Source organism: bacterium (assembly GCA_041649255.1).
Classification (GTDB): Bacteria; Hydrothermota; UBA3073; order JACQXS01; family JAQTXJ01; genus JAQTXJ01.
Genome location: JBAZNK010000011.1, coordinates 78,160 through 100,863, shown reverse-complemented (window position 1 = coordinate 100,863; position 22,704 = coordinate 78,160). Strand labels below are relative to the sequence as shown.

Genomic DNA, 22,704 nt, shown 5'->3' with positions numbered 1-22,704 from the left:
TTTTGAGTTTTTATCGTATGTTGTTTTAACTTAAAAAAAGCATGAATTATACAAATAATAGATTTTTTACCAAACCAATATTCCGTTTGATAAGCAAGAAACAATGGAAAACTACTAAGTTGAAGTCAAAGTGATTTCTACTATTGCCTGTTAGCTGTTTTTCTTAGCGTCTTGTCTTTACTTCATTAAAATCAATTTCCCTGTAACTTTTGAATTTCCGGCTTTCAGACGCACAAAATAAATACCGTTTGACAACTTATCCGTATCCAACTTTATATTATAAGTCCCTGCTTTTTGTTCCCCGTTAACGAGCGTTTTCACCTGTCTTCCACTCAAATCATAAAGTTCTACGGACACTTTATTATTCAATGGCATCTGGTAACTTATAATCGTTGACCTTACAAACGGGTTTGGATAAGCGTTTACATTTACGGACACGTTATAATCTGATGTACTCGTTTCCGAAACGCCTTGTGTTGAAACGGTTAAAATCACAGGTTCTTTATATGTGCCCTCATCGGGATCATTTGACGTAATTCTCAAAGTATCCAGGTAAGCGCCTTCTGCAAGCCCTGCCGGCTGCACGGTTATCGAAACGGAAGACGACTCCCCCGGGGCAAGAGTCATAGTTTTGGTTGATACTTCGAGAATCCATGATGCCGTATAAGTTATGTTTGACACTGAAAGGTTTGTCGGAGGTCCTCCCCTGTTGCATACCCAGATTGTCCCATTTTTACAAGGCGTAGTTGCATAACCGAAATGAGCTAAAGACGGGTCGCCATAAAGATTGAATGCCGTACAATTAACCCATTTATTCTGCGCTGCCCCCGTCCCTCCCATATAATTTTGACGGCTAAGGTCAAATGCAGGACCTACCTTCGAATGCGAAACTGTCGTGTCTTTTAGTAGTTTGTTGAAAAAGTAAGTTTCCATAACATTCGCCGGATTTGTATAAACAGACCTGCTTGCCGCGCATACGCTGACACACCCCTGGTTCAATAATGCGGCCCCCAGATTATTTGTTGTCTCAGGATGACCTAACAAACAGGACATAAGAAAGGCATCTGCAGGGTGATTATCATCCAACGCGGAAACATCGGAAGTCGTTAATATGTCAGGATATACAAATTCACTGCTACTCTCCGGTACACCATCCCCATCATCCGTTGCCCACACCATACGCCCACAATTTGTAGGCATGCCATGTGAGTTAAAAGCAAAAATTCCCATACCCTGCCAGCGGCTTTTTATATTTGCTTTTGTCAAACTGTCCGTGCACGAATAAGAGCTCTTTGTTCTTCCCTGTTTCTCATATAATAGTGTAGCAGTTGAACGAACAATAATGTTGCTACTCATTATGCTTTCAAGTATGGAAGCAGCATCAACAAGAGCACAACCACTATTATCCTGGTTAGCAAACTGTAACATCGCACCCGCACAAAGCGCTTTTGTCTTATATGCAGCATCGGTATTTCTCTCAAAGTTGATGATTTTTTGAGTTATATGTGCAATTTTTGTGGCATCGCTCCACGGGATTCTACCTAAAGATACTTCCGATACATAATCCGGCGAATCATTCCCTCCCGTGCCTCCGGAAGAACTCAAAATTTCTCCCCAGTAACTGTCCCCGTCTTTATTCCAGGAAGTATTATCCGCAGAACCAAGGTCAGAGTAATATAAATCCGTAGCAAGAGGATAATCAAGCGCATCTATTGCCCAGCTTGGCAAAGGAGTGTTACTCTGGATATAACAAATTCGCATCGGGATATTCGTGTTGTCCCCTACTATCAACACATACTTTATTCCCCACTGACTTACGGGATACTTATCTCTCAAAAAGTTTCTTATTTTTTGCTGTATATCCGTTCCGGTATAATTTGTATTTATCCATTCTTTCGTTACTATGTTAGTTTTAAAACCCAATCCTGCTTTCCATCCCGCAAGCGCTTCACAAGCCGATTGCATTGCAGCCGTAGTTATAATTACGTAATCATACGTCGGTGCTTTTGGTTCGCCCTTATAAGCATACCACTCTTTAGCCTGTTCAAAATTGTAAATAAGCTCGCTTGCTTCTTTTTCCGCAAGGTTGTCTGATGCCAACCTCTTATATTCCGCTTCTTTATCTGCATCAAATCGGTATTTCACTTTAACCTGCAAATGGGACAAATAACTTAATTGCCCGGTTACTGCATTATATTGGATAGGATAAACCGCTACCGTTACAAGGTTGTATTTTCTTAAATTCCCGGTAGATACTAATTCTCCTTTTACTGCAGGATATTGCGTGTTTGATGAATAAGCAATTTGTTTGTTAGTATTATATTCTTTATAACAAAGGGCGAGTTTACTCTTATTATCTCTCATGGGAAAAACAACTGGTGCCGGCGCAATATTATATTTACCCACAAGAGGAACGCTGTTTCCTATTACTTCTATCCCTTCAACCGTTCCTTGCGGTGGAATTGCAAGAATTATAGTCTTGAACGGCACTGTCGGTTTACCGGGCTCACCTGTTTTATCAAACCCTTTTATATCTATATTCTGGGCACCTGCGCTTACTTCTTTTATATCAAAAGCAGGAACATCTATGTCAACCGTTACTTCATTTGATGTCCACGAACAGCTCATATATTTATATTCAGGCATATGATAATAATACGATAACTTATCCGGAGTTACATCTATGTCGGGCGCTCCCCCGGCTCTCCAATAATAACTATGCGTATATTCATTATCCGCTTCTGAAGATTCCGTAACATTTCCCAATGGGTCAACAATGAGTTTCATCGTATTTGACCCGACAACCGAAACCGTGCTCTGCAAAAATTTCACCCTCAAAGTACTCCCGGCTGCAAGCGAAGGGAAGGTATACGATTTAATAACCGAATCCTCTCGCATTATCTTGACATCAAAGCTGGAAGTAACGTTCTGGTCACCATTATTGGTAACAGCCCAACTGTAATAATATGGAGTCCCCGTATATAACGTATCATCCAGAATCGTATCCTGAGTATTCGCACAAACTAATGGAGCGCTCCACCCGGTTAAAGTAACGGGAGCAAGATTAGGCAACGCAAAGATTTGCGTTGAAAAAAAAATTATACCACATATCAAAAATTTAACTCTATTCATAACCCCTCCTAAATATGGAACCTTATATATATTTATATAGTTATATATGATACTTTTAGATAATATTGTCAACTAACTTTTGTTATTTTTTTATCTGTTACAATGAGTTACTATGTGTTACTCCTTAATTACAATGAGTTACTATCTTTCTGTCCCTAACAAATATAAAAAAATATTGACAATACCCATTTTATGAAACATTTCTTTTAGCAAATGGACAAACTAATTGAATGGCTTTTAGAGGGCGACCCGTGGGTTGTTTACAGGACAAGAATTGATTTGCTGAACCTGCCCGAAACTAACCCCTATGTAGTAAAATCCAGGAACGAACTAATCAATCACCCAAAAATAAAAACAATTTGTGAAGAAGTGCAAAATTGGCCCGGCAAAGCATTGAGTAGCCATAAGAGCGCAAATCAAACCTATCATAAATTATCTTTTCTTGCCGATATCGGAATGAATAAGAATGATCCTCCAATCAAACAAGTAATACAAAAAATATTTAAACACCAGTCCAAAGAAGGTCCCTTTCAATTACCAATGAATATTCCTCAACACTTTGGAGGTTCCGGCACAGATGAATGGGCATGGGCGTTATGCGATGCCCCTGTAATACTTTATTCGCTAATAAAATTTGGACTTAGTGAGGATATAAAAATCAAAAATGTAGTGAAATATTTAACCAATCTTGTCAGTGATAACGGATGGCGCTGTATCGTATCAAAAGAACTTGGGAAATTCAGAGGTCCCGGTCGCAAAGATGACCCTTGTCCTTATGCTACTTTTGTTATGCTTAAAATGGTAGTGCTGTTTGATGAGTACAAAAATAGCAAAGGGACCTTAATTGGCGCAAATTGCTTATTGGATTTATGGGAAAACAGCAAAAAACTGCATCCTTATATGTTTTATATGGGAACTGATTTCAGAAAAATTAAAACACCTTATATCTGGTATGACTTGCTACACGCCCTTGACGTATTAACTCAAATAGACTCCATTAAAAAAGACAAAAGGCTTGTAGAAATGACAGAAGTTCTAAAATCAAAAGCCGATAAAGAAGGTAAATTCACTCCCGAATCCGAATATAAAGTTTGGAAAAACTGGGACTTTGGACAAAAGAAATATCCTTCCCGATGGGTTACCTTTCTATCCCTGCGAATATTAAAAAGATTTAAAACTTAACTGCCTTTCGATTTCTTAAATCACAAAAAAACGTCAAACTTAATCATTCTTCCTGTTTTTCATTTCTTCCCCATATAAAATATTTGACAATATTTATTTATTATGTTAACTTAGAGTTATGTCTAATTTTGCTTTTGTTTTCCCGGGGCAGGGGTCTCAATTTGTCGGTATGGGGAAAGATCTCTATGAGAAGTATGACGAAATAAAATCCTTATACGAGAAAGCAAATGAGATTCTCGGTATAGACATAAAAAAGATATCTTTTGAAGGTCCCGAGAACGAACTCAAAGAATCGAAAAATGCCCAGATAGCAATAGTTATCCACTCGGTAGCATCTTACAAACTTTTAATTCAAAAAGGGATAACTCCTTCTGTAACTGCGGGACATTCGCTCGGCGAATATGCTGCTCTTATTGCTGCAAATGCCATTGATTTTGACGATGCTCTCCAGCTTGTCAGATTCAGGGGGGAACTGATGTCAAGAGCAGGGGAAGCTAACCCGGGTACAATGGCTGCAGTTCTTGGAATGCCTGCCGATAAAATAGAGCAGATAATTTCTGAAATCGGGAGTCCCACACTTGTTGTTGCAAACTATAATTCACCGATGCAAACGGTAATTTCAGGCGACATAGAGGGAATAAAAAAAGCATCCGAATTATTAAAAACCTGTGGGGCAAAAAGAGTTATGCCTCTACAGGTAAGTGGTGGATTTCATTCTCCGTTAATGGAATCTGCTTTCAAAACATTTAAATTAGCGTTAGAAAAAATAGAGATCAAAAATCCATCCATTCCTGTTGTTCCGAATGTTACCGGCAAGCTTACATTATCGGCCGAAGAAATAAAAGAAAATTTGGGAAAACAAATTATATCTTCCGTGAGGTGGGTAGATACAGTAAAAAATATTGTTTCTGCCGGAACAACTTCATTCGTAGAATTAGGCCCGGGTAAAGTGTTAACAGGTTTAATCAAACAAATCTCCCCCGAAGCTGAACTTACGGGTTTAGAAAACTACTTATAATTTCGTGTCCACACTAAAAAAACTGTGAAACCAAAGATGGAACGTCCCGCGAAGGTGCGGATTGATTGGGGATTAAAGTTTTTTCATGACGTATTACAACTGGAAGCTTTACATTTTGGTTACTGGGAAGGTATTTCAAACAATAGTGACTCCGGACTAAATTTAGAAACTCTCAAGTTGGCGCAAAAAAATTATACTAAAAAACTAATCGAGGTCATTCCTAAAAATGTTAAGACATTGCTTGATGTAGGAGCGGGGACAGGCGAAGTTGCAAAAGAATTGCTTGCCAGAGGATATACAGTAGAAGCTGTGTCTCCGGATACTTACCAGTATGAAATTTGCAAATCCAAGTGTCCGCAGATGCCTTTTCATAGGACAAAATTTGAGAAGCTGGATATAAAAAAATCGTTTGATGCTATACTTATGTTAGAAAGTTGTCAGTACTTGAAATTAGACCCTGCATTCAAAAACTGCAAGAAACTATTAAAAGAAAATGGGCACATTCTTATTTCTGATTATTTTAGAAAAGTTAAAGAGAATTATTACAGGACAACGCACACATTGGAAGATTTCTATAATGCCGTGAAAAAAAATAATTTCGAAATTGTGTATGAGAAAGACATAACCGAAGGGGTTTTGCCAACATTAACACTTGGAAAACAATTTTATTTAAATTATGCAGTTCCTGTAACAAAAATAATTACCGGATATTTTTCGGACAAAATTCCGTTACTAACAAAAATTCTTAATTTTGTATTTTCTCCCCAGTTAAAAAAAATTAAATATTATGTTTACACGCATACTCCTGAAAAACTTGACGTTGACAAATTCAGAAAACATATTGAATATAAAATAATATTATTGAAGAATTCTATTCACTGAAAAACTAAATGAAAAGATCTCATTTTTTGATTATAATAATTTGTTGTCTGACAGGCTGGGGAGCTTATTATTTTGCCAAACTATGTTTTTCCAGGGCATATTATAACAGAGGAATTGCTCTTGCCAAAAATGAATTGTATGAAGAATCAATTAGTTTTTATGAAAAAGCAATTAAGTGGGAGCCACGTTATGTTGAGGCATGGTGTTCGAAAGCAATTGCGTTTTTTAGGCTTGGAAAGTATGATGAGGCGCTTAAGGCAGTTGAAAGAGCAACGGAGTTGGCACCGGATTACCCTTTCGTGTGGAACAGCAAAGCATGGTTGCTCGAGACACTTGGACGAAAAGAAGAAGCAAAAGAAGCGTACAAAAGAATGGCTGCTTGTAAAAAATCAAGAGCAGCAAAAAATAAAATTAAATTGTAGAAGGGCATCCCTGCTAACTTCGGGAGAAATAATATGTGCTCTTCTTTGTAATAGGGGGATAAAATGAAAACAGCAATCGTTACCGGTGGCGCAAAAGGTATTGGCCTGGCAATTGCCAAAAAACTTATTGCCGATGGGAATAAAGTTATAATTGTTGATGTCGTTCAGGAAGGAGAAACAATCGCATCTCAAATAGGTGCAGAATTCAAAAAAATTGATATAAGTAATCATACCGAAGTAACGACTATTGTAAAACCTCTTGACATAGATATTTTAATAAATAATGCAGGGATAAGCATAGACAATCTTCTCATACGGATGAAAGAATCGGATTGGGATAAAGTCATATCCGTAAACCTTAAAGGCGTATTTAACTGTACCTACGCGGTTCTCCCCTCAATGATAAAAAAACGCTGGGGCAGAATCGTAAATATGTCTTCCGTTATAGGCATAATGGGAAACAAAGGTCAAACAAGCTATGCCGCATCAAAAGCCGGAATAATAGGCTTCACAAAATCCGTTGCAAAAGAAGTCGCCTCAAGAAACATAACCTGTAATGCAATTGCGCCGGGGTTTATCTCAACCGAGATGACGGATAAACTCTCGCAGGAAGTAAAAGACGCGTACCTAAAAATCATCCCTCTCGCAAGACCCGGCACGCCCGAAGAAATCGCCGAACTCACAAGCTTTCTGATTTCTGATAACGCAAGTTATATCACGGGACAGGTTATAAATATTGACGGCGGAATGGTTATGTAGTTTTTTTCTTAAAACGCTATTCCATTTTTTTATTTAATCCCGCCCAAGGGACAAAAAAACTTGACAATACAACCTTGCCGAAATATTATTTCTAAGCTGGAAGTCAAAGATGAACATATTAATTCTATTAAGTCTTTTGTCTAATTTATTCGAACAAACGGACTGGATGGGGGGGAAAGGTCTGGAAGGTCCTGTAAATACGTGGGGAACAAGATACTACACGGATAACGACAGTATAACCGTTGCAAGCGAAGGACAAATCTCGCTTATAGCGACGGGCTGGAATTACACGAACTGGACTAAACATACCGTAGAAGCAAATCCCGGAATAGAGCCTCATGCACAGGGATTGCTCCCTGCCGACATAAATAATGACGGCAAAAAAGACCTTATGGCTCATACTAACAATCAGGTTGTCTGGTACGAGAATACGGGAAATTGGGACGTATGGACCAAACATATAGTGGGTAATGCCAGTAGTGCGGTTTCTCATACTCCCTGCACGTGGCCCGCAGATATCAACAAAGACAAACAAATCGATATAGTCGTTGCCTCCGACATAGGACTCGGCTGGTTCCAGAATCTTGGAAATGGCGCATCGTGGAGCTCTTTTAAACCGGCAAACGATACGACTTCTTATCACAGGTGTTTTACTACTGACTGGGATCTGGATGGAGACATTGATATAATAGGAGCGCGTAATAATAGCGGAATTTTGACCGGTCGCATATGTTTCTACTTTAATAACGGTTCTAATAATTTTTCATATAATTTCGGAATAGGTTTCGGAACCGCTTTGGAAGCATGGCGGGTTTATCCTGCCGATTTCAATAATGACGGATACCCGGATATTTCTTCCGTATATAACTATACTTATGTTTTCCTAAATGACCCGGTAACACATAAAATCAGTGGCAGTAGTTATTATTTTCAGCAGGGAACTTCCCAGCCTGATTTTGATGGAGCATGGGCTGTAGACATAAATATGGATGGCTATAAAGACCTCGTAACCGCGGCGTATTTTGAATCAATGGGTGGACCTACGAATGGTTTTTGGGCGCATATAAACGACGGAACAGGACTTAATTTTACCCGTCAACTCCTTGTCACGGACCCGCCGGGCGAATATACCGACGGCGCTATGGCAAGAGATATTGATATGGACGGGAAACCGGATATCGCAGGAACTCTATCAAAAGTAGGCTGGTTTCGTCAAACAGGAAATTTAACTTTTACGTTGTACCCTATAGATGTTCTTCCAACGGATTCTATTTCTCACTGGATTTATGTAGAAGATATAGATAATAAATGCACGCCCGATATGGAACTTCTTGTAACTCGCTGGGGAGCGCATTTAGTCTATGAAAACAATATGCTCAACGGTTTTGCCCCAAGAGGCGAACTGGTTTCTTCCATACTGCAGTTAAACGCACAAACAAGACGTCTTCAGTGGTTTGGCTGGGAAGCCTGTATTCCCGGGGATTCAACCCTTGCTTTTTACTGGAGAACGGATACTACGGTTAGCGCGTTACAGGCAAAACCCTGGACAACAAAATATTACCCGGCAAAAGAAATAGACAGCGTACCCTTTTCCGGGATGCTGCCCTGTTATAAATACTTCCAGTATAAAGTTGAGTTCCGTCCAAATGCCTCCCCGCTTGATGTTCCGGTCCTTTATAGAGTCTGGCTAAGGGATACGGTTTGCACTCCTTCGGCAGCAGAAGAAAAACCGCTCTCGGGAGAATCTGTTTCATTAAAAGTTTCGGGAGACAGGATTTTGTTAAACATCACCTGTGACATAAAAGATGCAAAACTCTCTATCTATAATACTGCGGGCAACCTTGTTAAAACAATTTACAAGGGAGCTCTTTCTGCAAATAAATATACTTTTGTTTCAGAAATCCGGGCAAAAGGAGTTTACCTCGTAGTTCTGAAAACACCTCTCGGCAACAAAACAGTAAAACTCATTAAGTTGAAATAATTTCTTTCCGTTGTCTGTTCTATTTTAATCCTCTAATTTTCTTTTCTCTGTTTTTATTCGTTTTTCTGCCTTTCGTGGTTGATCTTTCTTTTTTCTGCGATAATCTTTATATGTGTCCTAATCTTTTTTATATGTTTGTTCTATGTCTAAGCGTTTCTTTCTCTATTTTTTATCCTGCAAATCTGCGTTTATCCCTGCCCGCCGTTTTGTTTGGAGGGTGCGTCCTGATTCTTTCTGTTCTCTTCTCCCATAAATATTTATTGACGAAACAGCCTCCACGAATATATTACACTTCATATGAACAAACCTATCGGAATATTCGATTCTGGAATCGGCGGGCTTACCGTAGTAAAATCCGTTCTAAAAACACTACCCGAAGAACAGATTGTTTATTTCGGCGATACCGCCAGAGTTCCTTACGGAAATAAATCTACGCTTACCATTAGAAAATTCTCCTACCAGATAGCCCAATTTCTTGTCTCCCATGATGTTAAATTTATAGTTGTTGCCTGTAATACCGTATCCGCTACTTCCTTGGATTGGCTTACTTCTCACTATTTATTACCGATAATCGGAGTTATAGAACCTGCAGTAGAAGATGCAATAAAGGCTACAAAAAGCAATAAAATAGGAGTTATCGGGACAAGAGCAACCATAGAAAGCAACGCTTATCAAAACAGTATATTGCATAAAAAACCGAACGCCAAAGTTTATTCTTATCCCTGTCCGTTATTAGTTCCGCTTGCAGAAGAAGGCTGGTTAGATTCGCCTGCAACTAAGATAATTTTGAATGATTACCTTTTCCCGCTTAAGAAAAAAGGTATAGACACCCTCATACTCGGATGCACACATTATCCGTTATTGGAAAACACCATTCAGGAAGTTATGGGGAAAAATGTGACATTAATAAATTCTGCGGATTCCGTAGCAAAGAAAGTGAAAACTATTTTACACAAAAGCAAAAAAACTGCCGATGCAAAAATAAAAGCCCCTAACAAATTTTACTTCTCCGATATCCCCCGCCAATTCAGCACATTAACAAAAAACTTCCTCGGCGTAAAAATAAAATATATAAAAACTACGCTGTAATACTATTTATTTTGTAGATATTATCTATCTAAAGAAAAAGCCCTTTCCGGTAATGAAAAGGGCTTTTTCTTTTTGTCTTATTATTCCGTAATTTACTTATCCTGCACGTCTATCAGCTCTACTTCAAAAATCAATGTTGCATTTGGTGGAATGACTCCGCCTGCGCCTCTTTCTCCGTAACCAAGTTGAGACGGGATAATGAGTTTGCGTTTACCGGTTACTTTCATTCCTGCAACTCCTTCATCCCAGCCTTTAATAACCTGCTGCGCTCCAAGGTCAAAACCGAATGGCTGTCCTCTGTCTACGGAACTATCAAATTTTGTGCCGTCCTCAAGCCAACCCGTATAATGAACAAAAACTTTTTTACCGGATTCAGCTACTTTCCCTGTTCCCACTTTTAAATCCACATATTTCAAACCTGACGGGGTAGTAACAACTGCCGGCTCTCCCGATTTTTTAGGTTTCTCCGGACTACATCCCGAAAACGCACAAAGAAAAGATACTGCGCCAACCAAAACAAAACTTAAATCTTTTATACACATTTTTGCCTCCTAGTTTTGCAGTTAAATAGATTTTTAACAAAAAGTCAAACTTTTTCTATTATTGAAAATAAAATAACTAAAAAGTTGACAAAAAAGAGTTATATTGTTACATTAACGCTATATTAAGATATATGAAAAAGGCTATTCGTCTACAATATAAACGGGGGCGGATAGCTCAGCTGGTTAGAGCGTCGGTCTCACATACCGGAGGTCATGGGTTCAAATCCCTTTCCGCCCAGATTAAATAAGTGAAAACAGACTTAAAGGCTTTATGCGGATTGCAGCATATTGACACGGAGATTATCACACGGGAAACAAGAATAAAAGATATCCCTCTTGAAATAGAAAAATTAAGCAAAGACTTGCTCGCAAAAGAAGAAGATTTCAAAAAAAAGGAAGCAGATCTTCAGAAGTTTACTACTAAAACAAGACAATTAGAACAATCAATTGAGGACGCCAAAGATAAGATAACAAAATATAAATCACAGTTACTGCAAATAAAAACCAACAAGGAATACCAGGCTATATTGCAGGAAATAAGCACCGAACAGGCAAAAATATCCGCTTACGAAGAAGAAATACTTGAGACGCTGGCTCAAAGCGAAACTCTGACAAAAGAATTTCAGACCCTTCGTAATCAGATGGAAAACAACAAAAAAGACACGCAACTTTCTCAACAGGAATTAAACAAGGAGCTTGAAAAGGTAAAACAAGAATTGTCAGTCAAAATAAAAGAACGGGATGAACTCACAAAATCAATTTCAAAATCTTTATTTATTAAATATGAACATATAAAACAGGGCAGACACGGTATAGGTATAGCAGAAATATCAGGTTTTACCTGCAAAGGTTGCAATGCCCTTCTCCCGCCTCAAGTAATTGCCGAAGTTCAAAAGGGCGAAAAAATCTGGCTTTGTGAATCCTGTGGTAGAATCCTTATATGGCATGATGAGTAAAACAGATGCTTTGTGTTCTCTTTCTTTTTGTTTCAACGCCTGACCTTAGCATTGTAGGCGATTATTTTTTCAACCTCTCTAAATACGAAAAATCCCTTAAAATATATACATTAGCTTCCAAAGAAAATCCCTCTTCTATGCTTGACAAAAAACTTCTTTTGTGTGAGAATCGGTTAACTATGAAACGGGACAATGAAAAATACATATCCGCGTTTAACGCCCTTAAAAAAGGCGACACACTACTCGCTAAAAAGTTTTTTTCTCAAATCAATGACTTGTATTCACTCGGCATTATTAATTATAAACAAAACTTAATTGATGATGCTTATAATTGCTTTTACCAGATAAATAATTTATACGGCAAAGGACTATGTAAATATAAAACCGGCGATTATAACTCCGCGATAACTTATTTATCTCAAGCCCAAAACTCCACCGATGCCGATTTGTTTATTGCAGAAGCTTATTACAAACTCAACGAATTTAAAAACGCAGAAAAACATTACTCGGAAGCACTAAAAACTCCTTCTTTAAAACATGACGCCTTATACGGACTTGCCTGGTCTCATTATAAATTGAATCGTTTCTCCGAATCGGCAAATGAATTTGCTCAATTCTCCGCTGATTATCCAAATGATAAACTATGCGCCAAAGCTTTATACTATTCCGCTATGTCTTTTTATTATAACAATAATATTTCAAAAAGTTTAGAATACCTTTCAAAAGTGAGAAATAATTATCCCGATTTTGAACTTATGGAATCGGTTTATTACTGGCTTGGCAAACTATATTACAGCCAGTCAAATTTTCAAGCCTCTCTGGATGAACTAAAACTTTTAATATCTAAATTTCCGGAATCTAAATCTGTTCCGGAATCTTATTTGTTATGCGGAGACTGTTATTACAATATACCAAGTTACGACTCTGCAATATGTTATTACAACAAAATAACAGGTCCCGAATGGCACCTCGACGAGGCAAGATTTAGAATAGAAAAATGTTATTTCAAACTCGGAAAATATTATTCATACGTGGACTTTTTGTCTAACTTTATACGCAAATATCCCGACTCCCCGCGTTCTCCTTCATTGGCAATTGAAATCGCCCGCTACTGGGTAAAAAAAGAAAGATTCTCCGACGCCGTTGCCGCTTACAATAAAATGATTCAACAATTTAGCTGGTCAAACATTATTAAAGATGCCAAATATGAATTGGCTCAATGTTATTTGCAGGTTGGCAAATCGGACGAGGCAATAAACATTTACCAGGAATTGTTACAAACAAGCTTATGCCAAAAGGTTCAACTTAAGATTGCAAATACTTATTTTGAGATAGAAAATTATAATCAGGCTCTTAACGAATACAATACCATAATCGAGAAATATCCAAAATCTTCCGAAGCAAAAGAAGCTAAATTTAAGGTAGGCGTTACTTATGAATTATTACAAAAACCAACCGAAGCAAGAAAATTTTTCCAAAAGTTTATAAACGAATACCCCGAAGATACGAAATTATGGGATATCAAACTGCGAATTGCAAAAACCTACTGGAATGAAGGTTTTATAGACCAATACAGAAAATCTTTACTTGATGTCGACGCGCACGGTTCTCTGGAAACTAGCAGGGAGGCAGGTTTCTTGCTGGGCAACTTGTATTTTAATGAGTCCGATTATAAAAACGCTAAAATCTTCTATATTAAAGCCTCTGACAAGTACGAAGATATCGATTCTAAGGCTCGTGCCTTACTTGGAGCAGCAAAATGCACAGAATTGTTGACAAAAACAGAAGAAGCTATAAAGTTATACGAAAGTGTTATTTTATTGTCGCCAAACCCTTTATTAGAAAGGGAAGCAAATGAAAAACTTAAAAATTTAAGAAGAGAGGATACTAAAAATGAGCAACATACTACCAACCCCGATTGAAGAAGAAGTAAAAAATTCTTATCTTGCGTATTCGATGAGTGTAATTGTGAGTAGAGCATTGCCGGACGTAAGGGACGGCTTAAAACCCGTTCATCGCAGAATTTTATACGCTATGTATAAACTCGGGCTCGTTCATAATCACGGGTACAGAAAATGCGCAACGGTCGTAGGAGAAGTTCTCGGTAAATACCATCCGCACGGGGATAATGCCGTATACGACACTTTAGTCCGTATGGTGCAGACTTTCTCTATGCGGTGTCCGCTTGTTGACGGGCAGGGAAATTTTGGAAGCATTGACGGGGATAACGCCGCAGCCTATAGATACACCGAAGCAAGAATGACTCAAATCGCAGAACTTATGTTGCAGGACATCGAAAAAGAAACCGTTTTATTTAAACCGAATTTTGATAATAGACTTGAAGAACCCGACGTCCTGCCATCCGTATTCCCGAATCTACTCGTTAACGGGACTTCCGGAATCGCAGTTGGTATGGCCACAAACCTGCCTCCTCATAATCTCGGAGAAGTCGTAGATGCTATGACCGCACTTATTGATGATCCCGATATTGAAGATTTCTTCCCGTATATAAAGGGGCCTGATTTTCCAACAGGAGCTTTAATCGTAGGCGAAGAAGGGATACGTTCTGCTTACTCAACAGGCAGAGGGAAAATTACACTTAAAGCCGTTGCAGAAATAGAAGAAAATCATAGAACAGCCATAATTATAAAAGAACTGCCTTATCAGGTTAACAAGGCAGACCTCATCAAAAACATCGCCGACCTTGTAAGAAATAAAAAAATAGAAGGCATATCAAACATAAGGGACGAATCCGACCGCGATGGAATAAGAGTAGTCATTGAAATTAAAAACAATGCTCCCGTACAAATAATACTTAACAAACTATTCAAGCACACCGCCATGCAGACAACTTTTGGCGTGATAATGATAGTACTTCAGGACGGCGTTCCCAAGCTTATGACTCTCAAGGAAATGCTCAACGCTTTTCTTGAACACCGTTATGTTGTCGTAAAAAGAAGAACGGAATTCGACCTTAAAGAAAACGAAAAAAGAGCGCATATACTTGAAGGTTTAAAAATAGCAGTCGAAAATATTGATGCAGTCGTCAAAATCATACGCACGTCAAAAACCACTGAAGACGCAAAAAGAGACCTCATTGCCAAATTCATTTTGAGCGAACCACAGGTAAGCGCGATACTGGATATGAGACTTGCAAGACTCGTTGGACTTGAAACCCAGAAACTGGAAAACGAATACAAAGAAACTATAAAAATAATCAAAGGACTGAGACAAATTCTCTCTTCCAAGAAAACCATAATGGAAGTAATTAAGACGGAATTAGCAAATCTGAAAGAAAAATTTGCCGATAAAAGAAGAACCAGAATACTTAAAAAAGAACTCAAGGAACTTGATATGACCGACCTTATCGCAAACGAACCCGAAATAATCACGTTAACCGCGAAAGGCCATATCAAACGCTCCAAACCAAGCGCTTACAGGAAACAGTTCAGGGGCGGAAAAGGATTGATTGCCGCTACACTTGCGCCGGAAGATAAGATAATACAAAGCTTTGAAGCCGACACGCATTCCGATATATTCTTCTTAACAAATCTCGGTAGGTGCTACAAAGCCAAAGTATACGAACTTCCCGAATTTGAACGTGCCGCAAGGGGCAGATCCATCGTTAATATCTTACCGTTGAAAGAAAAAGAATACATAAAAGCTGCGCTTCCTATGAAAGATTCAAAGAAAGATGATGCGCTAATTATAGTTACGATAAAAGGATTGATAAAGAAAACCGTTATGTCCGCTTATGACAACTTACGAAAAACCGGTATTATCGCAATATCTCTCAGAGATGGCGATGATATTGCTTTCGCGGATATAGTTAAACCAAAGAATTGTATTCTTATGGTCACGGAAAAAGGCAAAGTAATCAGGTTTGACGAATCCAAAGTCCGTGCCTGCGGTCGTACGGCGCAGGGCGTCAGAGGAATAAAACTTAAAGGAAATGACAAAGTCATATACGTAACTCCTGCTGCAGATACAAAACAAAGCTTGCTTATCGTAACGAAAAAAGGGTATGCAAAGAGGGTCGTTATAGACAAGATTAGAATTACCAACAGAGGCGGAAGCGGAGTTATCGGAAACAAAGAAGAATTGGCAATGTGCGAACTCGTGAAAGTTGATGAATCCGAAATACTCATTACCACTTCAAACGGTAAAACACTGAGAACTCCGGTAAGAAATGTAAGAAAAATGGGCAGGTCGGCACGCGGAGTCAGAGTCATAAACCTGGAGAAAAGCGATATGGTCGCAGACGTTCAGGTTATTACTGAAGATGTTATCCCGCCCGAAGATAAAACCAAACCGGCGGAACCACCAAAAGAAAAAGCCAAATAGATTTTCTATTAAAAGAAAGGGCGGATTAAAATCCGACCTTTCTTTTATTGTAGGGAACAGGCAAGGATTGTTCTGTCTTTTGTGGGAAAGGTCTCCTGACCTTGACATATGTAACATAAATCGGAGTTTACCCCGTTCTGACAAGAGCTTCTGCTTTAAAATGTCTTTAATGCGACCATTCGGGATAGAAGTTTTTCCCGTCATTGGTTATCTGTTTTAAATCCTCGCCATTACTTTTGATGGTATAAATATTCCACTCAGTATTAGGCCACTCCCGGGCAGAAAAGGCTATATGTTTCCCATCGGAAGACCAACTTAAATGATTTATTTCTTTCCCCTTATCATTCAGAATTTGTTTTCTTGTCTTTTGCTGAATATCAATTATCCATATTCCCCCGGGCGCACAAGCAATTTTTGTCCCATCCTGATTCCATGTTGGGGTCATAAACATTTCTTTCAAAGTATAAATTATTTTTCCCTCCATATCCATTATTTCTATCCCATGCGGTCCCCCTGTCACCATTTCAAACAATATTTTTGCCCCGTCAGGAGAAAAGACTGGTCCGCAAGCACCTTCTATATTAAATTTTTGTATTTCGTCGGTTATAAATGTTTTTCTTGCCTCTACAATTGACTTTTTCGCATGGAGCACATTAGACATAATTACAACATCAACTATAGGAGTACAGGCATTAATATTTGTAGCCATGCTGTCGTAATTAAAGACTATTTTATCTTCTTTGGGTGACCATGAAGGACGGCTTGAGCCATAATTATTTGTAATGTTTTGTATTTCACTGCCATCAGTATTCATAATCCATAAATCGGAAAGAGGTTGCCATCCTCCACCTCCATCGGGATATCGTATTGATAACCACCCTTCTCTTGCAAATACTATCTTTTTATTATCCGGTGACCAGGAAAGTGGGCCAACAATGTTTGCTTTTTCCTCTCCTCGTCCTTTTTCAACAAATGTTATTTGCTTTTTCTGGGAACCATTGGAATGCATTAACCAAATATTTCCGTTATTTACGTAAGCAATAAGTTTTTCACACCTTACTCCTATCGGAAAGAATAAAAAGATACTAAAAATCCAAAAATTCATTTTTGTTGTCATAAAATAATGATATAATTGTTACCTTCCCCCCTCACTTCTCAAACTCAAACTTCCTCACAACTACCTCCGTCTCCAAACTATCCGACGGCGCCTTCCCGTTAACCAACCACAAATTAATTTTTACTCGCTCATCCCCCGGTAACGGAATTCCATCTCTCGTATAATTCCACACTTTTATAGTATTCGTGCTGTCAGGTATAACATACTTCTCCCCGCATATACTCTGGAAATATATAATACCCTTTTGCCAGTTAAAACTATGAACGGAATAGTTGTCCTTTAATTTCATATTGAACCTGTACACGTTTCCCAAAACATTCCACGGCTGGACCACAAACTGCCCGTTATATCCACCCGAACCTCCCCACCTCGACAACTCTATATCGATTTCACGATGTTTATATTCCACGCTGTCGCTATACGTTGACATTCCCAAAAACACGTTTTTATCCAAACTATCTACCCTGCTCGCAAGGTATAAAATGTATCTCCCGTACCCAAAACTTTTTTCGGAATTTATTTCCACGCAATTCCATTTGTCTTCCCTGCGCGTAATCTTCAAATGCAAATACCCGTCCTTATCAACCCATACATTTTTTTTAGACTTCGAAAAATAATTTGGTCCCGGGGATACTAAACTATCAGAAGTTTTTATTATCCAAGTGTATCCCGAAAAAACTAAAGTATCATTTCCCGGAAGGCTCAACTTACTGCTGTCCGCTATATTAGAAACGCTCAGCAATAAAAACAAACCAATCACTTGCATAATCTTTTTTCTTTTGTTTCTATAATTTCAAGTCTTTCCTGGGATCTGCGGTAATCTTTATCTGTTAATCTAAATTATTTCTGTTTTTTTATTTCTTTAATTTCTTTGTTTTTCTTTTTCCTGAGAAATCTGCGTTCATCTGTGTCCAAAACTCTGGTTTCTTTCCGTTCTTTGCGAACTCTGCGTTCCCTGCCTGCCATTCTGTTTGGCATGGTCTGCGGTGAAAACTTCTGTTCCTACTTATGACTCTTCGAAAGTGTTTTCGACTCGATTTTACGCAGGAGAGTTTTGATTTTTTTGCTCAATGCCTGTTTCAACGCTTCCTGTGAACTCCATTCGATAATCGCAACCCCTTTAAAATCAAGGCAATGCGTTGTTCCCTTGCGTGCGGTAAAAATTATCTCCTTGCCAATCGCATACGCAAACCCGATTAAATAATAAAAATAGTTTTTACTTTCCGTTAAGTCCACGATTATAATGTTACTTTTTGTCATCTCTTCCAGCGCGACATTGTTGACTGTATCTTTTTCTACAATCTCATCCATCCTGACGGGCCTGTACTCAAACTCCCGTATAACCGGCAAAATACTATTGTCATAAGCAGAATTTAACAACTTCGACTTGAAATCCATTATTACGAACACCTGCTTTTTATCCGGCATAAATGAAAGCTGGAGCAAGGATTTTGAATCCGCCACAGACTTATTTAACAGTGCCGCTTCTATTACTTCCTGCGTGCATTCCTTGTTACGGAACCTGCGGGACAACAACCTGTCGCCTGTTTTCCTGCCGTATAAAGGTTTAATTGTTTTAAATACTTTAAGATACGACACGGCTCCAAAATTCGCTATCGCTTTATTCTCACCATAAGGAGCCACCAGAACGACCTGTTTGTTTATGTACGGGATGATTAATTCCTGCAAAAGTTCTTCATACCCGAAATTTGCCCACCAGTGAAAAGCCGTCTCGCCTGTCCACAAAACCGTGTGATAATACGTCCCACCTTCTTCTGGACTGCCGTTCAAAATTTGTATAATTTGATTTATTCCGTCTACAAAAAACTTTTTCAAACTACCTCCTCACTTCTTCTTTAAACTTACCCTGCCCTTTAGACCTGTCCGCCTCAGTAGGAGCGGGGGTGACGACTAACTCAACGCCCTCTTGGGCTTTAGCCCGAAACAAAACCACAGAGAACTTCTCATAAGTGCTTATTGCACTCAAGATAATTTATTAACCCGCTTTTGTCAAATTTTTTTAGAGTTAAGATGATTTTATTTTTATGTTTGACAAATAGCGTTCTTAATTACATATATAATTATAATTATTATTTAAACCAAAAGGGAGGCACTATGCCACTTTTAATCTTTATGTTTGCCGTACTTACTTTGAAGGAAAACACGGAAACGGGTCTGCCCATCCAAAAACTCCAGGTAATTGGTGATGTTACCAAAGAAGTTATTATGGGCAATATCCCGCGTCCAACAAAAAATAAAATCTTTTCCCAAAATAAAAAAACAGATGCGAACTGGGTACTTACTGATACCTGTTCTTTTTACGGGAGGATAAAAAATAAGGGAGAATATGTTGCATTAATTGATAATAACGGAATTCATCCCATTCTTTCCGATACTCTTACTACTATAGCAAAACAGGCAGTAGAAGCGTCCCCGGAATGGATAAGAATACCTCTATGGGATAACTTTTCTCTTATGGGCGCTACGGGACAGAATGTCTTTGGAGCACTTGTTTTATCCGCTCCTTCTCTTTACAGGGATGAACTTGCTTTTGTAATAGCGCGAACTGACCCGGTTATTATTGAACACTATAACTCTAATCCCCAAATATTTCTGGATAACGTAAGTCTTATATACAAAAATGACAGCGTTCTTGATTATGTTCGCCTTGTCGAATACTCTGGCTATACTACCGCAAAATATAAAATAGCGGATAAAGGTGACGACACTACGGAAATTGAAATTCCAAAAGAGGAATATTACTGGAATGTCGTTCACCCAATCATTACAAATGAAGCCCTGTTCTATGTAAACCCTAAAACAGGAAAAGAAGCCGCTCCACCGACCGGAAAATTCTGGAGAGATTATTTGTTCAATTACCCCGACACCTGCCCCGCAACGGTAGTCAGCGTCTACCCAGATCAAAACGATACCATATTAGCAGGTTTTGTCTCCCCCATACTAAAAGACCTTCTTGCCGGAGAAAAACTTTTATACAACGGCAGAAAGGATAACCCGGGCGATAATGGCGCCATTGGAATCGTAAATAATTGGATCAGGGACGTTCTCGTTTTTAACTCCGGAACGGAAAGACCGCGCCAACCTGTAAGAATATTCCATATACATATCGGTAGATGCGGCGAACATGCCGCAATAACCGCCGCCACATCAAGAGCTGCACTGATACCTACCAACGACCCTTACGACGTTTGCAGGGACCATACCTGGAACGAATGGTACGACACGGATCACCGGGGGTGGGAACCAATCAATAATTACATTAACTCCACTTCCCACTACGAAGACGATGGATGGCAGTTCAATAACGTTTTCTGCTGGAGAGGCGATGGTTATAATTATGACGTAACGCATAGATACACACCTTATTGCACGCTTACGGTTATTGTGAATGATGTAAATAGTGTCCCGGTTGATGGCGCGCAGGTCAGACTGGGATGTGTTTATTATGATGATCCTATGGATTCTTTCCCGGATTTTGGAAATAAAAGATATACGGATTCTGACGGCAGAGTGGACTTTCTGGTTGGCGATACAAGAGACTACTTTATAAACCTGAAAGCAGGAACCCGCGGTTTTTATCCCTCGGGAGACCAATTGTATAAAATAGTAACCGGCTCCGTTGCCGGACAACATTATACATGGTCTCATAACCTGTCCGGAAAACAACCTGTTCTTTCCGTCACTCAAGACACTTTATCGGATATGTCGGAGTTCTATAAAATAGAAGCCAATTTTGGCGTTCAAAAAGAAATCGTCCGCGGACAAGCTCTGTACCCGTCACCCGAACTCTCCATTATACAAAGATATGGCGAATACTTTGATGATGCAAAAAATATAGAATTTTTCATCTGCGATTCTTCCAACTTTGTACTATATAAAGCAGGTTCGGCTTTCCAGGCTTTTGAAATCGGACATAATGTAGACTCCGGCTCCGTTATTTTTACCTGTCCAAAAGGAAAATGGTATGTAGTATTCTCCGCCAAAGATTTAGTTGAAGATGAAGAAGTCGTAAACCTTAACGTAAAACTTTCTGTTAATACGACAGGAGTTGAGGGCTCGCCCAAAAACAAGTTCTATTTCAACGTCTTGCCGAGTCCTTTCAAAACGTCTTCTTCCATTGACTTTATGCTGCCATCAGCGGAAAAAGTAACTCTTGCGCTGTATGACTTAAGCGGCAGATGCGTGAAGAAATTCATAAATAACGAAATTCGAACAGGTAGGCAACAAATAGAACTAAAAGATAGAAATATAAAGAACGGTATATACTTTATACGCTTTACCACGGATACCAGAACTATAACAAAGAAAATAGTTAAGATCTAGGCAGCCCTTGAAGCTTTAGCAATTACTTACAAGCTCTTACGTTAGTTAGAGCTTGTTGTCCGGAATTTTTTACCGGAGGGATGCCTATCTGGAGCAAAGCGACAACCCGCCTTGGCGGTGGTGAAGCGAAGCGAAAGATAATGGCTCTGGGTTAGGTTTTTCTCTATTGACTTATATGTCTAATTAAAAAAAATGAAACGTTTAAGTTGGCAGGTTCGTGCAGCAATAATCTTAATCATATTATCCGTATTGCTGTATATGATTTTCTTCGCCGTTTTCAAAGATGCCAATCTGATGTTTATGTATTTACTTGCAGGACTTGCCTTTTTGCCTATTGAAATTCTACTTGTTACTTTCATCCTCAATAAATTATTAACGGAAAGAGAAAAACGCATCCTTCTGGAAAAAATGAATATGGTTATAGGCGTTTTTTTCAGCGAAATCGGAACAAAACTTATAATTTATTTCTCGGATTTTGACCCCGAACTTGATAAAATAAAAAAAGACTTAATCGTAACCGATAGCTGGTCCGAAAAGAAATTCAACGATGTCAGCCTCAAACTTAAAAGTTACGATTATGTTATTGAAAGCAAAAAGATTGACCTGAAAAAGTTAAAAACATTCCTGAAAGAAAAAAGAAATTTTTCAATCCGTTTATTGGAGAATCCCAATTTACTCGAACACGAATCTTTCACCGAACTCCTCAGGGCGTTGTTTCATCTTACTGAAGAACTCGAAAGCAGGGACTCAATGGAAAACCTCCCGGAAAATGATTACAAACATCTAAACGGGGATATAAAAAGAGTATATGTTTTGCTGGTTCACCAGTGGCTGGACTATATGAAATACTTAAAAAACAACTATCCTTATCTGTTCTCGCTCGCTATGAGGACAAACCCCTTCGATAAAACCGCCTCCCCCTACATAAAATAACCC

At 38.7% G+C, this 22,704-nt stretch carries 17 protein-coding genes and 1 tRNA gene; 13 read left to right on the top strand and 5 right to left on the bottom strand.

The genetic code is table 11. The annotated features are described in order from the left end of the window. Positions 1-177: 177 nt before the first annotated feature. Complete coding sequence (locus WC614_08715; GenBank protein ID MFA5033087.1) at positions 178-3,132, bottom strand: C25 family cysteine peptidase; 2,955 nt, start codon at positions 3,130-3,132, stop codon at positions 178-180. Positions 3,133-3,345: 213 nt separating this feature from the next. On the opposite strand from WC614_08715, the gene WC614_08710 reads away from it, so the two are divergent. From WC614_08710 to murI, 7 genes are all read left to right on the top strand, one after another. Continuing rightward, the gene (locus WC614_08710) at positions 3,346-4,314 is read left to right on the top strand and encodes a hypothetical protein (GenBank protein MFA5033086.1); all 969 of its coding nucleotides are present in this window, start codon (positions 3,346-3,348) and stop codon (positions 4,312-4,314) included. Positions 4,315-4,432: 118 nt separating this feature from the next. Further along, the gene (fabD, locus tag WC614_08705; GenBank protein ID MFA5033085.1) at positions 4,433-5,332 is read left to right on the top strand and encodes an ACP S-malonyltransferase; all 900 of its coding nucleotides are present in this window, start codon (positions 4,433-4,435) and stop codon (positions 5,330-5,332) included. A gap of 24 nt (positions 5,333-5,356) precedes the next feature. Then, positions 5,357-6,214, top strand: a complete 858-nt coding sequence (locus WC614_08700) for a class I SAM-dependent methyltransferase (GenBank protein ID MFA5033084.1) — start codon at positions 5,357-5,359, stop codon at positions 6,212-6,214. An 8-nt stretch (positions 6,215-6,222) separates the two neighbouring features. Further along, positions 6,223-6,636 carry a tetratricopeptide repeat protein gene (locus WC614_08695; protein MFA5033083.1) on the top strand — a complete coding sequence of 138 codons (414 nt, stop codon included), beginning with the start codon at positions 6,223-6,225 and terminating at the stop codon, positions 6,634-6,636. A gap of 63 nt (positions 6,637-6,699) precedes the next feature. Next, complete coding sequence (gene fabG / locus WC614_08690; protein MFA5033082.1) at positions 6,700-7,395, top strand: 3-oxoacyl-[acyl-carrier-protein] reductase; 696 nt, start codon at positions 6,700-6,702, stop codon at positions 7,393-7,395. A 109-nt stretch (positions 7,396-7,504) separates the two neighbouring features. Beyond that, positions 7,505-9,376: a T9SS type A sorting domain-containing protein gene (locus WC614_08685; GenBank protein MFA5033081.1), complete on the top strand. Its 1,872-nt coding sequence runs from the start codon at positions 7,505-7,507 to the stop codon at positions 9,374-9,376. Between the two features lie 297 nt (positions 9,377-9,673). Then, positions 9,674-10,465 (top strand): glutamate racemase, encoded by a 792-nt coding sequence (murI, locus tag WC614_08680; protein ID MFA5033080.1) that lies wholly within the window; start codon positions 9,674-9,676, stop codon positions 10,463-10,465. 92 nt (positions 10,466-10,557) lie between these two features. On the opposite strand, the gene WC614_08675 is transcribed toward murI, so the two are convergent. After that, the gene (locus tag WC614_08675; GenBank protein MFA5033079.1) at positions 10,558-11,007 is read right to left on the bottom strand and encodes an FKBP-type peptidyl-prolyl cis-trans isomerase; all 450 of its coding nucleotides are present in this window, start codon (positions 11,005-11,007) and stop codon (positions 10,558-10,560) included. Between the two features lie 164 nt (positions 11,008-11,171). On the opposite strand from WC614_08675, the gene WC614_08670 reads away from it, so the two are divergent. From WC614_08670 to gyrA, 4 genes are all read left to right on the top strand, one after another. After that, a tRNA-Val gene (locus tag WC614_08670) sits at positions 11,172-11,245 on the top strand. Positions 11,246-11,255: 10 nt separating this feature from the next. After that, positions 11,256-11,963, top strand: coding sequence for a C4-type zinc ribbon domain-containing protein (locus WC614_08665; protein MFA5033078.1), 708 nt, complete (start codon positions 11,256-11,258; stop codon positions 11,961-11,963). A gap of 179 nt (positions 11,964-12,142) precedes the next feature. Beyond that, a complete protein-coding gene (locus WC614_08660; protein ID MFA5033077.1) occupies positions 12,143-13,885 on the top strand; it encodes a tetratricopeptide repeat protein in 1,743 nt (580 codons plus the stop codon). Beyond that, positions 13,857-16,307 carry a DNA gyrase subunit A gene (gene gyrA / locus WC614_08655; protein MFA5033076.1) on the top strand — a complete coding sequence of 817 codons (2,451 nt, stop codon included), beginning with the start codon at positions 13,857-13,859 and terminating at the stop codon, positions 16,305-16,307. The genes WC614_08660 and gyrA overlap by 29 nt, the downstream gene beginning before the upstream one ends. A gap of 166 nt (positions 16,308-16,473) precedes the next feature. Here the strand turns inward: gyrA and WC614_08650 are convergent, their stop codons facing one another. From WC614_08650 to WC614_08640, 3 genes are all read right to left on the bottom strand, one after another. Beyond that, positions 16,474-17,412, bottom strand: a complete 939-nt coding sequence (locus tag WC614_08650) for a hypothetical protein (GenBank protein MFA5033075.1) — start codon at positions 17,410-17,412, stop codon at positions 16,474-16,476. Positions 17,413-17,455: 43 nt separating this feature from the next. Then, entirely contained in the window at positions 17,456-18,184 is a 729-nt protein-coding gene (locus WC614_08645) for a hypothetical protein (GenBank protein MFA5033074.1), read from the bottom strand. A 242-nt stretch (positions 18,185-18,426) separates the two neighbouring features. After that, entirely contained in the window at positions 18,427-19,260 is an 834-nt protein-coding gene (locus WC614_08640; GenBank protein MFA5033073.1) for a hypothetical protein, read from the bottom strand. 279 nt (positions 19,261-19,539) lie between these two features. Between WC614_08640 and WC614_08635 the strand changes: the two genes are divergently transcribed. Both WC614_08635 and WC614_08630 read left to right on the top strand, forming a co-directional pair. Further along, positions 19,540-21,768, top strand: coding sequence for a T9SS type A sorting domain-containing protein (locus tag WC614_08635; protein ID MFA5033072.1), 2,229 nt, complete (start codon positions 19,540-19,542; stop codon positions 21,766-21,768). A 192-nt stretch (positions 21,769-21,960) separates the two neighbouring features. Next, positions 21,961-22,701 (top strand): hypothetical protein, encoded by a 741-nt coding sequence (locus WC614_08630; GenBank protein MFA5033071.1) that lies wholly within the window; start codon positions 21,961-21,963, stop codon positions 22,699-22,701. Positions 22,702-22,704: the final 3 nt, after the last annotated feature.

What these genes read in the sequence shown, in the direction of transcription:
- WC614_08650 (MFA5033075.1), bottom strand. Translation starts at nt 17,412, where the DNA reads ATGAATTTTTGGATTTTTAGTATCTTTTTATTCTTTCCGATAGGAGTA.
- fabD (MFA5033085.1), top strand. Translation starts at nt 4,433, where the DNA reads ATGTCTAATTTTGCTTTTGTTTTCCCGGGGCAGGGGTCTCAATTTGTC.
- murI (MFA5033080.1), top strand. Translation starts at nt 9,674, where the DNA reads ATGAACAAACCTATCGGAATATTCGATTCTGGAATCGGCGGGCTTACC.
- WC614_08635 (MFA5033072.1), top strand. Translation starts at nt 19,540, where the DNA reads ATGCCACTTTTAATCTTTATGTTTGCCGTACTTACTTTGAAGGAAAAC.
- WC614_08685 (MFA5033081.1), top strand. Translation starts at nt 7,505, where the DNA reads ATGAACATATTAATTCTATTAAGTCTTTTGTCTAATTTATTCGAACAA.
- WC614_08715 (MFA5033087.1), bottom strand. Translation starts at nt 3,132, where the DNA reads ATGAATAGAGTTAAATTTTTGATATGTGGTATAATTTTTTTTTCAACG.
- WC614_08660 (MFA5033077.1), top strand. Translation starts at nt 12,143, where the DNA reads ATGAAACGGGACAATGAAAAATACATATCCGCGTTTAACGCCCTTAAA.
- gyrA (MFA5033076.1), top strand. Translation starts at nt 13,857, where the DNA reads ATGAGCAACATACTACCAACCCCGATTGAAGAAGAAGTAAAAAATTCT.
- WC614_08695 (MFA5033083.1), top strand. Translation starts at nt 6,223, where the DNA reads ATGAAAAGATCTCATTTTTTGATTATAATAATTTGTTGTCTGACAGGC.
- WC614_08630 (MFA5033071.1), top strand. Translation starts at nt 21,961, where the DNA reads ATGAAACGTTTAAGTTGGCAGGTTCGTGCAGCAATAATCTTAATCATA.
- fabG (MFA5033082.1), top strand. Translation starts at nt 6,700, where the DNA reads ATGAAAACAGCAATCGTTACCGGTGGCGCAAAAGGTATTGGCCTGGCA.
- WC614_08710 (MFA5033086.1), top strand. Translation starts at nt 3,346, where the DNA reads ATGGACAAACTAATTGAATGGCTTTTAGAGGGCGACCCGTGGGTTGTT.
- WC614_08675 (MFA5033079.1), bottom strand. Translation starts at nt 11,007, where the DNA reads ATGTGTATAAAAGATTTAAGTTTTGTTTTGGTTGGCGCAGTATCTTTT.